This window comes from Psychromonas sp. MME2, assembly GCF_040566515.1.
Taxonomy (GTDB): Bacteria; Pseudomonadota; Gammaproteobacteria; order Enterobacterales; family Psychromonadaceae; genus Psychromonas.
Map to the genome: position 1 here is coordinate 156,509 of NZ_JBEWXI010000006.1, position 14,222 is coordinate 170,730.

16 protein-coding genes are annotated in these 14,222 nt (G+C 39.6%); 4 read left to right on the top strand and 12 right to left on the bottom strand.

Translation table 11 applies throughout. The features are described from left to right. Nucleotides 1-2: 2 nt before the first annotated feature. The 7 genes from AB1A03_RS06645 to ubiE all read right to left on the bottom strand — a co-directional run bounded on the left by AB1A03_RS06645 (nucleotide 3) and on the right by ubiE (nucleotide 5,313). Nucleotides 3-788: a TatD family hydrolase gene (locus AB1A03_RS06645; RefSeq protein WP_354623869.1), complete on the bottom strand. Its 786-nt coding sequence runs from the start codon at nucleotides 786-788 to the stop codon at nucleotides 3-5. Between the two features lie 10 nt (nucleotides 789-798). Further along, nucleotides 799-1,575 carry a twin-arginine translocase subunit TatC gene (tatC, locus tag AB1A03_RS06650; protein ID WP_354623870.1) on the bottom strand — a complete coding sequence of 259 codons (777 nt, stop codon included), beginning with the start codon at nucleotides 1,573-1,575 and terminating at the stop codon, nucleotides 799-801. Further along, a complete protein-coding gene (gene tatB, locus AB1A03_RS06655) occupies nucleotides 1,572-1,937 on the bottom strand; it encodes a Sec-independent protein translocase protein TatB (protein WP_354623871.1) in 366 nt (121 codons plus the stop codon). Before tatB ends, tatC begins: the two co-directional genes overlap by 4 nt. A gap of 25 nt (nucleotides 1,938-1,962) precedes the next feature. Next, entirely contained in the window at nucleotides 1,963-2,199 is a 237-nt protein-coding gene (gene tatA / locus AB1A03_RS06660; protein ID WP_354623872.1) for a Sec-independent protein translocase subunit TatA, read from the bottom strand. A gap of 67 nt (nucleotides 2,200-2,266) precedes the next feature. After that, nucleotides 2,267-3,907, bottom strand: coding sequence for a ubiquinone biosynthesis regulatory protein kinase UbiB (ubiB, locus tag AB1A03_RS06665; protein ID WP_354623873.1), 1,641 nt, complete (start codon nucleotides 3,905-3,907; stop codon nucleotides 2,267-2,269). After that, on the bottom strand, nucleotides 3,900-4,526 hold the full coding sequence (locus AB1A03_RS06670) for a ubiquinone biosynthesis accessory factor UbiJ (protein ID WP_354623874.1): 627 nt from the start codon (nucleotides 4,524-4,526) through the stop codon (nucleotides 3,900-3,902). Before AB1A03_RS06670 ends, ubiB begins: the two co-directional genes overlap by 8 nt. A gap of 31 nt (nucleotides 4,527-4,557) precedes the next feature. After that, complete coding sequence (gene ubiE, locus AB1A03_RS06675; RefSeq protein ID WP_354623875.1) at nucleotides 4,558-5,313, bottom strand: bifunctional demethylmenaquinone methyltransferase/2-methoxy-6-polyprenyl-1,4-benzoquinol methylase UbiE; 756 nt, start codon at nucleotides 5,311-5,313, stop codon at nucleotides 4,558-4,560. Between the two features lie 287 nt (nucleotides 5,314-5,600). On the opposite strand from ubiE, the gene pgi reads away from it, so the two are divergent. The 4 genes from pgi (at nucleotide 5,601) to AB1A03_RS06695 (ending at nucleotide 10,559) form a co-directional block, all read left to right on the top strand. Further along, a complete protein-coding gene (pgi, locus tag AB1A03_RS06680; protein ID WP_354623876.1) occupies nucleotides 5,601-7,253 on the top strand; it encodes a glucose-6-phosphate isomerase in 1,653 nt (550 codons plus the stop codon). Between the two features lie 244 nt (nucleotides 7,254-7,497). Beyond that, nucleotides 7,498-8,499 (top strand): NAD-dependent epimerase, encoded by a 1,002-nt coding sequence (locus AB1A03_RS06685; RefSeq protein ID WP_354623877.1) that lies wholly within the window; start codon nucleotides 7,498-7,500, stop codon nucleotides 8,497-8,499. A gap of 117 nt (nucleotides 8,500-8,616) precedes the next feature. Beyond that, nucleotides 8,617-10,053 (top strand): LTA synthase family protein, encoded by a 1,437-nt coding sequence (locus tag AB1A03_RS06690; RefSeq protein WP_354623879.1) that lies wholly within the window; start codon nucleotides 8,617-8,619, stop codon nucleotides 10,051-10,053. 38 nt (nucleotides 10,054-10,091) lie between these two features. Then, the gene (locus AB1A03_RS06695) at nucleotides 10,092-10,559 is read left to right on the top strand and encodes a hypothetical protein (RefSeq protein WP_354623880.1); all 468 of its coding nucleotides are present in this window, start codon (nucleotides 10,092-10,094) and stop codon (nucleotides 10,557-10,559) included. Between the two features lie 24 nt (nucleotides 10,560-10,583). Here AB1A03_RS06695 and lpcA read toward each other — a convergent pair whose 3' ends face one another. The 5 genes from lpcA to AB1A03_RS06720 are packed head-to-tail and all read right to left on the bottom strand — an operon-like array spanning nucleotide 10,584 to nucleotide 14,132. Continuing rightward, entirely contained in the window at nucleotides 10,584-11,165 is a 582-nt protein-coding gene (gene lpcA / locus AB1A03_RS06700) for a D-sedoheptulose 7-phosphate isomerase (protein WP_354623881.1), read from the bottom strand. Between the two features lie 42 nt (nucleotides 11,166-11,207). After that, nucleotides 11,208-11,789: a glycosyltransferase gene (locus AB1A03_RS06705; protein ID WP_354623882.1), complete on the bottom strand. Its 582-nt coding sequence runs from the start codon at nucleotides 11,787-11,789 to the stop codon at nucleotides 11,208-11,210. After that, nucleotides 11,786-12,268, bottom strand: coding sequence for a glycosyltransferase family protein (locus AB1A03_RS06710; RefSeq protein ID WP_354623883.1), 483 nt, complete (start codon nucleotides 12,266-12,268; stop codon nucleotides 11,786-11,788). The genes AB1A03_RS06705 and AB1A03_RS06710 overlap by 4 nt, the downstream gene beginning before the upstream one ends. A gap of 8 nt (nucleotides 12,269-12,276) precedes the next feature. Next, on the bottom strand, nucleotides 12,277-13,065 hold the full coding sequence (locus tag AB1A03_RS06715; RefSeq protein ID WP_354623884.1) for a glycosyltransferase family 2 protein: 789 nt from the start codon (nucleotides 13,063-13,065) through the stop codon (nucleotides 12,277-12,279). 8 nt (nucleotides 13,066-13,073) lie between these two features. Beyond that, the gene (locus tag AB1A03_RS06720; protein ID WP_354623886.1) at nucleotides 13,074-14,132 is read right to left on the bottom strand and encodes a glycosyltransferase family 9 protein; all 1,059 of its coding nucleotides are present in this window, start codon (nucleotides 14,130-14,132) and stop codon (nucleotides 13,074-13,076) included. Between the last annotated feature and the right edge of the window lie 90 nt (nucleotides 14,133-14,222).

The window sequence follows — 14,222 nt, forward strand, 5'->3', positions numbered from 1 at the left end:
TATCAAAGGGGTAAATTAAAAAATGCTTGGCTATTTTTTTGTGTGTTTCGGATAACCGTTTGTACAGATTGTTGACGCGCCAAAGCAATCGTTTGTGCAATATAAGGGAGATATTTAGGTTCATTGCGACTTGATTTTGGTTTAGGCCGCATACTTCTTGGTAACAGATAGGGGGCATCCGTTTCGATCAGCAAACGATTATCTGGAATTAACTTTACTAAGTCGAATAGCTCACTGCCACGACGTTCATCGCAAATCCAACCGGTAATACCGATGTGTAAATCTAATGCTAAGCAGCGCTCTAATTCAGTTTCATTGCCTGTAAAACAGTGTAGTACTGCATGGGGAAGTTGCTGCCGATAGGGTGTTAATAATTCGATAAAACGGGCATTAGCATCGCGTTCGTGCATAAAAACGGGCAGTTGTAATTGCACCGCCAATTCCAGTTGTTGCACAAAGGCATACTCCTGCTCTGCTGGGGTTGAATAATTACGATTAAAATCTAAACCGCATTCACCAATCGCTTTAACCTGTGGATTTTCAGCTAATTGGGCAAGCTTAGCAAGGCTGTGGCTATCAAAGTTACTGGCATCATGGGGGTGAATGCCGACGGTGCAAAAGAGAAAATCCTGTTCAGTTTGTGCTAATGCAATCGCTTTTTCGCTACTTTCAATATCCGTTCCCGTGATGATCAGTGCAGATAATCCCGCCTGTTTTGCATTATCAATCACCTCATGGAGATCGTTTTGGAAACGTTTATTGGTCAGATTGACACCGATATCTATCATGATTTTTGTTCTACTCTGGCGTTTGTTGTTCTTCTATCTGCTCTTCTTTTGGAACATAAAAACGAGCAAACAGTAGACCAAGTTCAAATAATATTAACATCGGCACCGCGAGTAACGTTTGGGAAATAACATCTGGAGGCGTTAACAGCATACCAATGACAAAAGCAGTGACGACAATGTAAGGTCTTTTTTCTTTTAATTTTTTAGGGGTTGTCGCACCAGTCCAGCATAATAATAGCGTGGCAATGGGGATTTCAAAGGCTAAACCAAAGGCAAAAAATAGTTTTAATACAAAGTCGAGATAACTGCTGATATCAGTTGCGATGGTGACACCTTCCGGTGCGGTGCTAGTAAAGAATGAGAATACCAAGGGAAAAACAACATAGTAAGAAAAGACCATACCTAAATAGAAAAGTAGGGCACTGGTTACCACCAAAGGGGCTACCAATTTACGTTCATGTTTATACAAGCCCGGTGCAACAAAAGCCCATATTTGATAGAGGATCACAGGTATCGCAATAAAAATTGAGATGACAATAGTCAGTTTTATTGGTGTGAAGAAAGGGGTAGCAACTCCCGTTGCGATCATGCTGGAGCCTTCAGGTAGTTGGCTCGTTAGTGGAATAGCAAGGTAGTGGTAGATATCGTTAGAAAAATAGACCAAGCTTAGAAATATCACCATCACGACAGCGACAATGCGTAATAATCGATCACGTAACTCTAATAAGTGAGAGATTAGCGGTAAACTATGCTGTGAATTTGCATGGTCATTTTGTTGAGTGCTCATTCACTTTTACCCTCGGTTTTGATTTGGCTTGGATCACTCTTAGTTGTTTCGCTAAGTGTTTCACCGTCACTTTGATAAGGGCGACTCAAATCTTTAGCAGCTTGTTTCATTTCATCAATGGATTGTTGCAGTTCGGGATCGAGATTATGCAGCCCATTTTTACTGGCTTTTATCATATTTTCATTCATCTCATGCAATTTCAGTTCATGTGAAATATCACTTTTGACCGAATTAGCCATACTTTTGGCAGTGTTTATCCATTTGACCACACTACGAATAGCCGTTGGTAGACGTTCTGGGCCAAGAACAATCAAACCAATAACGGAAATAACAACCAGTTCCCAAAAACCAATATCAAACATTTAATTTGAACCTTTTATGAGAAAATTATTCCTGCTCTTTCTGTTTTTCTTTTGTATCTGTTTTATGCTCTGTTTTTAATTGTTGCTCAGTACTTTTATTTTCAACTTCCTTAGCGGCGCTTTCTTCTTCACTCATCGCTTTTTTAAAGCCCTTAATTGCACCTCCTAAATCACTTCCTATGCCACGTAATTTTTTGGTGCCAAAAAGTAAAACTACAATAACTGCGATAATGATTAATTGCCAAATGCCGATGCCGCCCATAATATTTATCCTCGATGATTATATTTGAATTAAATAGTTAACAAGTTGTAATGCGTTATAACAAAGTTTACAACTTATTGGAATGGTGCCAAGTGATTAACCAAGCAAAAACAGTTGGAACTGCTGTTACTAATGCAAGATTTTGATCTGACAGTAAATACGCCAAGGTAGTTACTATGGTTAAGGCGATGCTGACTGCAATATAAAAATTGTTCTTTTGCTTTTTATGCAGTTGTTTATTGAGCGATTCCGTTAACAACTGCAGCTGTTTTTGTTGCGATTTTGTTTGTGATAAATGTTGATGAATCAGCTCAGGAATTTCTGGCAATTTTTCTAGCCAAAAAGGGGCTTTTAGCTGAATTGATTTGAGTAATTTTGCAGGGCTTATCTGCTCTTTCATCCAATTCTCGAGGAAGGGTTTTGCGGTGTCCCATAAATCTAATTGTGGATATAACTGTCTGCCTAAGCCTTCAATGTAGAGTAATGTTTTTTGCAACAAGACTAATTGTGGTTGCACTTTCATATTATAGCGTCGCGCAGTGTTGAATAGATTAATTAACACCTGTGCAAATGAGATTTCTGCGAGTGGCTTTTCAAAAATAGGCTCACAAACAGCACGAATAGCAAATTCAAACTCTTCTACGGGGGTATCTGCTGGTACCCAACCCGAATCGACGTGTAATTGTGCCACTTGGCGGTAGTCGCGATTGAAAAAGGCTAAGAAATTTTCAGCAAGGTAGCGTTTATCTTCATTATTAAGTGTACCCACAATGCCACAATCAATACCAATCCAGAGCGGATCTTCTGGATGTTCATAGGAGACAAAGACATTACCGGGATGCATGTCCGCATGGAAAAAGCTGTCTCTAAACACCTGTGTGAAAAAGGCTTCTACCCCCCGTTCAGCAAGCAGTTTAAGATTAGTGCCCTGTGCTTGTAATGATTTTATGTCGGAAACCGGGATACCATAGATACGTTCCATCACTAGCACTTTTTTGGTGCAGTAGTCGGGATAAATCTCAGGTACATAGAGTAACTTTGAGTCTAAAAAATTGCGCCTAAGTTGAATCGCATTAGCGCCTTCGCGCATTAAATCAAGTTCATCTAATATGGTTTTTTCATATTCTTGCACTACTTCAACGGGACGAAGTCGTTCCGCTTCTTTTATGAAGCGTTGCATGAGTTGGGCAAGCCATTTCATTAACTGTAGATCCGCTTTGATGGTTTTTTCAATGTCGGGGCGGATCACTTTTATAACCACTTCACGGTTATCTTCACGAAGAATAGCGGTATGTACCTGTGCGATTGATGCAGAGGCCAGTGCTTCAATATCAAAATCAATGAAGAGCTCTTCAATGCTTTTTCCTAATGAAGATTCAATCTCTTTAATCGCCAATTCCCCTGCAAAGGGGGGAACATTATCTTGCAAATAAGCAAGTTGATCGGCATAGGCTGGTGGCAATAGATCTCGTCGAGTTGAGAGCATCTGACCCAGTTTTATATAAATAGGTCCAAGAGATTGAAGTGCTAAGCGTAATCGTTGAGCTATTTCTTTCTCTTTGTGCTTGTTGCGTAGCCAAAATAGCGCCACTCGGAATAAGCGGTAACTAAGGGGAATATGCTCTTTGGTTATTAATTCAATTAATCCATATTCAATGATGGTTTTATTGATTTGATATAGTCGTGAAATCTCTTTTAGTTTAATCATTAACCGTTCCGTTAAATTTTTCAGTACAACGTTTTAAACGGGCTTCAAGTTGTGCACACTGTTTTTCAACGTCACTGACTTGATCGCAAAAATAGGCTACCTGTAATGGACCAGGGGCTATTTTTAACTCTTCAGTAACAATTTGCGCGCCGTGAGACTGTAATTTAATGAGTTGTTGATTAATATCTTGCTTGGCTGATTTTAAGTGATAACAAATTTTATGTGCGAGTACATCACCGACTTTCGTTGACAGAAACTCTTCCCAATCAATATTCATTTCAGTTAATAGCTGAGCGAACTGCTGGACAAGTTTTATATCTCCTTGTACTTCTAACTGTTCTGTTTTAATTAAGTGGGTAAGTTGAAGGTTATTCTGAAGCTCGGGTAAAGCGGATATATTTACGTTGATAGAACAGTCTATAGTTCCTTCAAATTGGCTTAATATATCGATTTGTTGTGCACTAATCACAAAATATAGAGGTTTATTTAGCTCTTTAATCAAGACAGAGAAAATGGTCCCATCAAGTTGCTTACGGCGTTGTTCAGCACAGGCATCAAGTTGATGTATTTTATTGACCGCTGTTTCAAGTAATCCGCAAAATAAGTTATCTAATGGCATAGTTATCTCTGTTTTGTAAGTAGGGCGTTATCTAGTATTTATATCCACGGTGAAGCGCCACGATGCCCGCGCTTAAATTAAAGTATTCACTTCCTTCAAAGCCGACATTTTCCATCATCTCTTTTAGTGTATCCTGATTTGGATGCATGCGAATACTTTCTGCAAGATATTGATAACTATCACTATCATTAGCAAATAATTTGCCCAATTTTGGGAGGATATTAAAAGAATAGAAATCGTAAAATTTACTAACAGGCTTATATAGTGGCTTGGAAAACTCGAGCACTAATAAACGGCCACCGGGTTTTAAGACGCGATAGATAGAAGCTAATGCTTTATCCTTATCGGTGACATTACGTAAACCAAAGGCAATGGTGACCAAATCAAAATGGTTATCGGGAAAAGGAAGTTCTTCTGCGTTGGCCTGTACATAATTAACATTGCCGACAATACCAAGGTCACGTAATTTGCTACGGCCAACTTTAAGCATTGATTCATTGATATCCGCTAAAACAACGTGACCATTTTTACCGACAATACGGGAAAACTTTGCCGTTAAGTCGCCTGTTCCACCGGCTAAATCTAATACCTTTTGGCCTTGACGAATACCAGAACAATCAATTGTAAATCGCTTCCATATGCGGTGGATACCCATCGATAAAACATCATTCATCAGGTCGTACTTAGCCGCAACAGAGTGGAATACATCGGCAACTAGCTCAGCTTTTTGGTTTTCCTGAACCGTCTTAAAGCCAAAATGAGTGGTGTTTTCTTGTGTGTTACTCATATTTCTCTCTTATTTTATACTAATTTAAGGCGCTTAAATGAGATCGAAGATGATACCTTATTTTATAAAAAAGGGGATATTTATTGTTATATTGGCCATTATTTGGCAATTGCTACCCGCTGATAGCGCTATTGTTGATTTAAATTAAATTTTTGTGCGATGCAAGTCAAAATTTTTACGTTATAATCATGCCATTCAATGAATTTAGTAATAGCTCTAATTAATGAGTTAAAAAGCTATTCGTTATTGTGAATCAAGTTTCTAAACATAACTTTTGGGATACAACAATGCTAAAAAATATCAATCCAACGAAAACAGCGGCATGGTCTGAATTACAAGCTCTATTTGATGCTAATTCTGATATGCAAATGGCGACACTTTTTGCTAATGATGCAGACCGTTTTAAGGCATTTTCTTGTCAGTTTAACGATGAGATTTTAGTCGATTTTTCTAAGAACTTAATCACTAAAGAGATTTTTGCAAAACTGTTGCAACTTGCTGAAGAAGTGGATCTTAAAGGTGCGATTAAAGCACAGTTCGCGGGTGACAAAATCAATGTGACTGAAGACCGTGCTGTTTTACATACGGCGCTTCGTAACCGTAGTAACACTCCCGTTATGGTTGATGGCGAAGATGTTATGCCAAAAGTGAACGCTGTTCAGGAAAAAATGAAAGCATTCTGTGCGAAAGTACATTCAGGTGAATGGAAAGGTTACACGGGTAAACGTATTACAGATATCGTTAATATCGGCATCGGTGGTTCTGACTTAGGCCCATTCATGGTAACTGAAGCACTTCGTGCCTATAAAGTAGATGGCATCGAAGCACATTTTGTATCGAATGTAGATGGTACGCACATCGTTGAGACGTTAGCGAAACTGGATCCTGAAACCACACTATTCTTAATTGCTTCAAAAACATTTACCACGCAAGAGACAATGACCAATGCACACAGCGCACGTGATTGGTTCTTAAATTTTGCGCAGGATGAAGCCTTTGTTGCTAAACATTTTGCTGCACTATCAACTAATGCAAAATCGGTTACGGAATTTGGTATCGATGTTGATAACATGTTTGAATTCTGGGATTGGGTAGGTGGTCGTTATTCAATTTGGTCTGCAATTGGTTTATCAATCGCATTGACCATTGGTTATGATAATTATGCAGATCTACTTGCTGGTGCTCATGACATGGATAAACACTTTGCTGAGACTGATTTTGCCAACAACATTCCGGTTATTTTAGCAGTTATTGGTATTTGGTATAACAACTTCTACGGCGCAGAATCTGAAACTATTCTGCCTTATGACCAATATATGCACCGTTTCCCTGCTTATTTCCAACAGGGTAATATGGAGTCAAATGGTAAATCAGTGGATCGCAATGGCGATGTGGTTGATTATCAAACGGGTCCAATCATCTGGGGTGAGCCGGGTACAAATGGCCAACACGCTTTCTATCAATTAATTCATCAAGGCACTAAATTAATTCCTTGTGACTTTATTGCACCAGCGATAAGCCATAACCCGACTGGCGATCACCATACTAAACTGCTATCTAATTTCTTTGCACAAACAGAAGCGTTAGCCTTTGGTAAAAGCCAAGCACAAGTGGAAGCTGAATTTGCAGCGGCAGGTAAAGCTGCGGCGGATGTGGCGCATTTAGTACCTTCTAAAGTGTTTGTTGGTAACAAACCAACTAACTCTATTTTAGTGAAGCAAATTACGCCAACAACATTAGGCCAATTAATTGCGATGTATGAGCAAAAAATATTCGCGCAAGGTATTATTTGGAATATCTTCTCATTTGACCAATGGGGTGTGGAACTGGGTAAACAACTTGCGGGACAAATTCTGCCTGAATTGAATACAGCAGATGACGTTGCAAGCCACGATAGCTCAACAAATGGTCTAATTAATACTTGGAAAGCTTGGAAATAAGCGATTCTAGTGACCATAAAAAACCGCTTTTTTAAGCGGTTTTTTTATATCTATCCATTTATTTTTTGCCAATTTAGTTATCTCCATTCGCATAATATGATGGTCATTGCTAATAAAATGCTTATACCTTTTAGATTTTTACGATAGGGCTTATACTGCGCTAACATGGATATAAGTAATTCGACTGGGTGGCAAATAAAGACTGTTGTGCCCTAGATTTAGATGTTAACGAGATAGGCTTATTATGAAATATTTAGTAACAGGTGCGGCAGGTTTTATTGGAAGTGCGGTTGTTGAACGGTTGACTGCTGCAGGGCATGAGGTTATCGGCATTGATAATCTAAACGATTATTATGATGTTAGCTTAAAAACCGCGCGTTTACAGCGGATTGAACATCCCCTATTTACTTTTATTAAATTAGATTTAGCTGATAGAGAAGGCATGCCTGCTCTTTTTGCTACGCATCAATTTGATCGCGTTATTCACCTCGCCGCGCAGGCTGGCGTTCGTTACTCCATCGATAATCCCTTAGCCTATGCCGATAGTAACTTAGTGGGACATTTAAATGTATTGGAAGGTTGCCGCCATCATAAAGTGAAGCATTTAATTTATGCCTCATCGAGTTCAGTTTATGGGTTAAATGGTAAGGTGCCATTTGCGACCAGTGATTCAGTGGATCATCCTATTTCACTCTATGCTGCGACTAAAAAATCCAATGAATTAATGGCGCACACTTACTCACATTTATATGATGTGCCTACTACAGGATTACGGTTCTTCACTGTTTATGGCCCGTGGGGACGACCTGATATGGCGCTATTTAAATTCACCCAAAAAATAGTCAATGGTGATGTGATTGATATTTATAATCAGGGGGATATGCGCCGTGATTTTACCTATATCGATGATATTGTTGAGGGTATTATGCGCATTCAAGATGTTATACCGACCAAAAATAGTGATTGGACAGTGGAAACTGGCTCGCCTGCAACGAGCTCGGCTCCCTATGCCGTTTATAACATAGGTAATGGCAATCCCGTTAAATTAATGGATTTTGTCAGCGCATTAGAAACTTCACTGACAATGCAGGCGAAGAAAAACTTTATGCCAATGCAGGCCGGGGATGTTTATCAAACCTATGCCGATACACGCGATCTCTTTAATGTGACTGGCTATCAGCCTAAGGTGGGCGTTGCTGAAGGCGTGGAAGCTTTTGTGCAATGGTATCGATCATTTTATAAGTAACCTTAGGCTATTTATTTTCCCGATGGAGTAGTGATGTTTCAGTGCAATTTTTACAGGCTAATACGACTGATTTTTATTCAAGTTTTATTATCTATCTTGTTTCTATCGGCGTTTCGCTTGTTTTTTCTGTATAAAATTGCTGATAGCGCTACTTTACTTGCCTATATCAATGATTTACCCCTAATGGCGCTAAGGGGGCTACGATTTGATTTAAAAGTCATTTGTATCGCTTTTTCTCTTCCTCTTTTAATTGGCTTAGTGACGGCTAAATCAGAACGATTTTTTAATCTGTATCTACGCTTTTCGCTTGCCTTTAGTGCTCTGATCTATTTTCTTATTTGTCTCTTTTCGATCGTTAACTTTTATTATTATCAAACCTACGGCAATTATATTGATCTCTTTATTTTTGGGCTTTTTGATGATGATACTTCCGCTGTTATTGATAGTATCTGGACAGATTACCCGGTTATGTTGGGGCTTAGTTTTAGTGTGCTGATCAGCTTTTTGTTTACTTATTTAACTAAAAAAAGCTTGGTCACGGAGCTGCAACTTAAGCAAATACGTCGTCAAAAAAATCGACCTTATTTGACAGGTTGCGCGGTTTTTCTCTGTATTGCTCTGTTTTTTCTGTTTGCACGCGGAACCTTGGGGAGCCATCCCCTTAAACGATACCATGCTAATATCTCTGACAATGTAAAACTCAATATTGTTACTCCAAATCCATTTATGGCGTTAGATTGGGCTAAGTCTGATTATGAGCAGCAGTTCACATTCAGAGCCGTTAATGCAAAAGAGTTACTTGCGAGTATTGAACAAGTTGTCAAAAGTGATTCGTTGCAACAACAAACTCCCGTTAATCCTTATTTGGTGAGTAACCGTCCCAATGTTGTCTTTGCTCTGATGGAGTCGATGGCAACCAGTATTCTTGATGAAGATGACATTGTAAATAATGATGTATTGGCAAGCCTACGTCATCATTTTCAGAACGATTTTTTATTTAAACGTTTTTACGCTGAAACATCAGATACCAATGCCACGATTGTTAATCTCTTTGTGCACAGCAGTGTCCCTAATATCAGTCATTCCACGGCAGCAAAGGTAAAAATGGCCGACAGCGCGGTTATTCCTTATAAAAATGCAGGATATGAAATCATCTTTGTTAATGCAGGTAATGGCATGTGGCGCAATTTATTTAATTATCTTCCCCTGCAAGGATTTGACAAGGTTTACGATGAAAACAGTATTGCTAAGTATTTTCCAGAGGCTGCAGACTATGCCAGCTCTTGGGGAGTGCCCGATGAATTTGTATTTAAGTTTGTACAAAAAATCCTAGCCGAAAGTGATAAACCTGTTTTTATCTGCCTATTAACGGTCGGTAATCACTCTCCATATCAAACGCCAGATAATTATCAGCCAAAAGTGGTTAAACCAAGCTTGAATTTACAGGAAAAAACAGAGCTGTCGCCCGAACAGCAAATGCAAATGTTACAAACCTATCAGTATGGTGCCGACGCTTTAGGGAAATTTATCAGCCATATTAAGGGGGGGAATTAGCCGACAATACTATTGTGGTTGCGACGGGTGATCACCGTTTGCGTTCTATGAAAACGCACAATAGACAAGATGTTGCGAGTAAGTCACAAGTTCCTTTTTATCTGTATGTGCCGCAGCAAATATTGGGTCATATTGATTATCAGTATTCACCGATGAGGGTGGGTTCGCACAAGGATATTTTTCCTACTTTGTATCATTTGAGCTTGTCGAACGCAACCTATACCACCCTTGGCGGAAATAACTTACTCTCGCAGGATGATGATAAAATATTTTGGGGCTATTCTCAGGAAGGTCTTGCATTTACTGATGGTTTTGTCGCCAATAGTGATGCCAAGCGGCGATTACAGTGGCAGCGGGCGAGCCATTTATTTAGCAGTGATGCGCAAGCCGATCCCGAACTTCCATTCACCTATAACGATGTGAATCGGCTTCGGGATCTCTATATCAATAACGAAGTGATTACCAATAACCAAGTGATTACCAATAACCAAGTTACGGCTCAGTGAGGTAATTTGGGATTCAATTTAAATTTATTTAGCCATTTCAATTTCGATTAGGCGAATAATAATATGAATCACTTTAATATGTATCTCTTGAATACGATCCGCATAACCAAAGTGGGGGACGCGAATTTCGACATCGGCACAGCCTGCCATCTGCCCACCGTCCTTACCCGTTAATGCGACAACGGCGATCCCTTTTTTCTTGGCCGCTTCAATGGCAATCAGTATATTTTTGGAATTTCCTGATGTGGATAGGCAAAAGAGAACATCGCCAGTACGACCAACGGCTTCAAGATAACGTGAAAATACATAATCATAGCCAAAGTCATTACTCACACAGGATATATGGCTTGGATCTGAAATAGCTATGCCTGGATAACCAGGGCGATTATCTCGATAACGACCCGTTAGCTCTTCGGCAAAATGCATGGCATCACAGTGTGATCCTCCATTGCCGCATGACAATACTTTTCCACCTGCTTTGAAGGCGTTGGCAATTAATTTCGCGGCGTTTTCGATATTGGCAATATTTTTATCATCTTGCAAAAAAGCATCCAATACAACGGCTGCCTCTTGTAAATCATTTATGATTATCTCTTTGTTGCTCATAACTTTCTCACTTTGTAAGGAATTGGCGAATACCAAGTAAAATTATTGTCCAATAACATTTTCAATTTGTTTATAAATGTCATCACTGTTGAAGTTTTTTCGTGCAAACTGACGTGCTTGAGAGCCCAATTTATCCCTTAAATCAGCTGATGAAATTAATGCTTTCAGCGCATCGCAAAATTCTTGGTCGTTGTTCGCTAATAACCCCGTCTCATTATGAATTATCATTTCCGGCATGCTACTGCGATTATAGGTGACGCAGGGGAGCCCTTTAGCCATCACTTCTACTAATATATTGGCACTTCCTTCATATAGAGAAGGAAAAGCAAAAATGTCAATCTGCTCTAGAAATTCATTAATATCCTGACTAAATCCAAGTAGATGGATATGTTCTTGCATACCTGATGCGAGGATTAATTGCTTGAGTTTTTCTTCTAGCTCACCTTTTCCTGCTATTAGAAGTTTTATATTGAGTCCCGCAGCAACGAGTTGTTTGACCATCTCTATTAGTACGATTTGGTTTTTTTGCGTCACTAATCGTCCTGCACAGCCTAGAGTAATTTGCTCTCTAGTGTGTTTTATTTTTTCCGGAAAATGTTCAATATTAACGCTGTTGTAGATCACCTTAATTTTTTCCTTGGGAAATAGATCCTGCTTTTAGCCAATAGAGAGCGTTTTATCTCTTGAGAGTTGGCTATGATATCGGTGACCACATGTTTGAATAAAAAACGATTTAACAGGCTATTTTTAATGGGGTTAGGCATGCCGCGTCGATAAACAATGTTTTTTACCTTAGCAAGTTTCGCCGCTATACCCGATGTTTTGACATCGGAGGGGAGGTTTAAAACAATGCTATTCACCTGCTCTTTTTTAAAATAGTGGTAGAGACGATAAATTTTATATGGATTTAAAAAGCTGAGGTTGCTAATCGCTACAGGAAAACAAGGGATATCAGAGTGAGACCGTTGATATAATTCACTTTTCTGATTTGTCACCATGCAAATATCATATTTCTGAGAGAAAAACTTAGCCGTTGTGTAATGCCACTTTTCACCTCCGCCCCAGACTGAACAGGTATTAATAAAGCATATTTTATTTTTCATAAAGTAGTCTACTTTTTGCTCTGTTGTTTTTTCATATATTCTCTCAGCCATAAGTCAGCATAGCGAGTGAATGTGGTATTGGCACTTAATATAGCAAGTAATAATCCGTGGCGGCCATCTAAGAAACCGCGTTTGATAATATACATTTTTATAAAACGAAACAAACCATGTGCAATCGCACTACCTAATGAAGCACTTTTTTTTCCTTCCCTTTGATCCGTCCATGACTTCATATACAGTGCGGTTTTGTTGCGATATTGGGTTAGCGAATCGAAAGTATAGTGGAGTAGGTCACCCTGTAGGTGTTGCACCTCGAAGTTTTTTGGAACAATAACACTTTCATGTACTAAGGCATCATTATATTGTGTTGCTTGTCGAGGGTAGAGTCGGATAATTTTATCTGGATACCAGCCTGAGTGCCTGATAAATTTACCCAGCGCATAGGTTAAGCGATTAAGTGAATAACAGGTATTGCTTGGATTATTTTGTACGGCTGCAAGTATGCTGTTTTTCAGTTCATCCGATACACGCTCGTCGGCATCTAAGGGCAGTATCCAATCGCTGCTCATCTGCTGCTGCGCGAATTGGCGTTGTTTACCAAAACCTTGCCAATCATGCTGGGCAATAAATTTGTCGGTATATTGGCGGGCAATTTGCTCGGTATTATCATCACTACCTGAGTCTACAATGACAATTTCATCCACCCAACCTTTAACGGAATCAAGGCAGGCAGCGAGATGCTTTTGTTCATTTTTTACAATCATTAAGACACCGATGGTTGTTTTATTGGTACTCATAAAAACCCTTAATTTAAATGATGTTGCTGAGCAATTAATTGATCGATTTTATGTGTGACAGCGCTAATGCTAATGTCGGCCATAATATCACTGCCTTTGACTCGCGTACTCCAGGGAAGCTGTTCAAGCGGTTTACCCTGCTGGTGTTCAACGTGTTGTTGATAGACACTGACAATCCATTGTTGACTGAAATAGGGCCCTGTGCGTTTGGGATTACTGTGTCCATACAACCCGATTACTGCGGTTCCTTGAGTGGTTGCTATATGTGCCGGGCCTGAATCTGGCGCAAGCACGATCTCGGCTTGTTTAAGCACGGCTGTCAGCTGTTTTAACGAGGTTTTCGCAATCAAATTAGTTACTTGATGGCGCATCTGTTGCTCGATTTGTTGGCCTAGTGTTATTTCCCTTGGTGCAGGAGAGCCGCACAGTACCACTTGATAGCCCTGTTCCGTAACATAATCGCCAATCGCCGCATAACGTTCACTTAGCCAGTTGCGTTCATCTTTACTGGCGGCAGGAGAGATAACAAATAGCGGTTTATTGTCTGTGCTAATTTGCTGTGCAAACTCAATGTCAGCAGTCGGCAAAGGAATATTCCACGTTGGCGTAGTTTGCTGGATGCCTAAGTAATAGGCGAATTCATAAAAGCTGTCGAGAACGTGTGCTGATGCGGTATCTGTAATGCGTTTATTGGTGAACAACCATTGTAACTCTTTAGCGCGTTTAAAGTTAAAACCGACTTTATACTTCGCCTTGATCCCCAGTGTTAATAAACTTGCTCTTAGCGCAAGTTGCATATGTAGCAAAGCGTCAAACTTTTGCTTGCCTAACTGTTGCCAAATTTTACGCATGCCTGCGAGGCCAGCTTTTTTATCGTAAACAACGATATTAATATCGGGGAGATCAGCCACAAGTTGCGCTTCGATTTTGCCAACGATCCAAGTTATCTCAGTTTTTGGCCACTGTTTTTGAATCGCCTGTACCATCGCAACAGCATGGCAAACATCGCCAATAGCGGAGAGGCGTAGAATACAGAGTGAATTAGGTGCTTGAGTAAATAGTGCCATTCATTATTCATTGATTAGTTTACATTTGCTAAGTATACAATAAGCAAAAGATTTTTTTGATTTAGATTGCTAAACTTAGAAAAAATTGAG

What these genes read in the sequence shown, in the direction of transcription:
- AB1A03_RS06645 (WP_354623869.1), bottom strand. Translation starts at nt 788, where the DNA reads ATGATAGATATCGGTGTCAATCTGACCAATAAACGTTTCCAAAACGAT.
- tatC (WP_354623870.1), bottom strand. Translation starts at nt 1,575, where the DNA reads ATGAGCACTCAACAAAATGACCATGCAAATTCACAGCATAGTTTACCG.
- tatB (WP_354623871.1), bottom strand. Translation starts at nt 1,937, where the DNA reads ATGTTTGATATTGGTTTTTGGGAACTGGTTGTTATTTCCGTTATTGGT.
- tatA (WP_354623872.1), bottom strand. Translation starts at nt 2,199, where the DNA reads ATGGGCGGCATCGGCATTTGGCAATTAATCATTATCGCAGTTATTGTA.
- ubiB (WP_354623873.1), bottom strand. Translation starts at nt 3,907, where the DNA reads ATGATTAAACTAAAAGAGATTTCACGACTATATCAAATCAATAAAACC.
- AB1A03_RS06670 (WP_354623874.1), bottom strand. Translation starts at nt 4,526, where the DNA reads ATGCCATTAGATAACTTATTTTGCGGATTACTTGAAACAGCGGTCAAT.
- ubiE (WP_354623875.1), bottom strand. Translation starts at nt 5,313, where the DNA reads ATGAGTAACACACAAGAAAACACCACTCATTTTGGCTTTAAGACGGTT.
- pgi (WP_354623876.1), top strand. Translation starts at nt 5,601, where the DNA reads ATGCTAAAAAATATCAATCCAACGAAAACAGCGGCATGGTCTGAATTA.
- AB1A03_RS06685 (WP_354623877.1), top strand. Translation starts at nt 7,498, where the DNA reads ATGAAATATTTAGTAACAGGTGCGGCAGGTTTTATTGGAAGTGCGGTT.
- lpcA (WP_354623881.1), bottom strand. Translation starts at nt 11,165, where the DNA reads ATGAGCAACAAAGAGATAATCATAAATGATTTACAAGAGGCAGCCGTT.
- AB1A03_RS06710 (WP_354623883.1), bottom strand. Translation starts at nt 12,268, where the DNA reads ATGAAAAATAAAATATGCTTTATTAATACCTGTTCAGTCTGGGGCGGA.
- AB1A03_RS06715 (WP_354623884.1), bottom strand. Translation starts at nt 13,065, where the DNA reads ATGAGTACCAATAAAACAACCATCGGTGTCTTAATGATTGTAAAAAAT.
- AB1A03_RS06720 (WP_354623886.1), bottom strand. Translation starts at nt 14,132, where the DNA reads ATGGCACTATTTACTCAAGCACCTAATTCACTCTGTATTCTACGCCTC.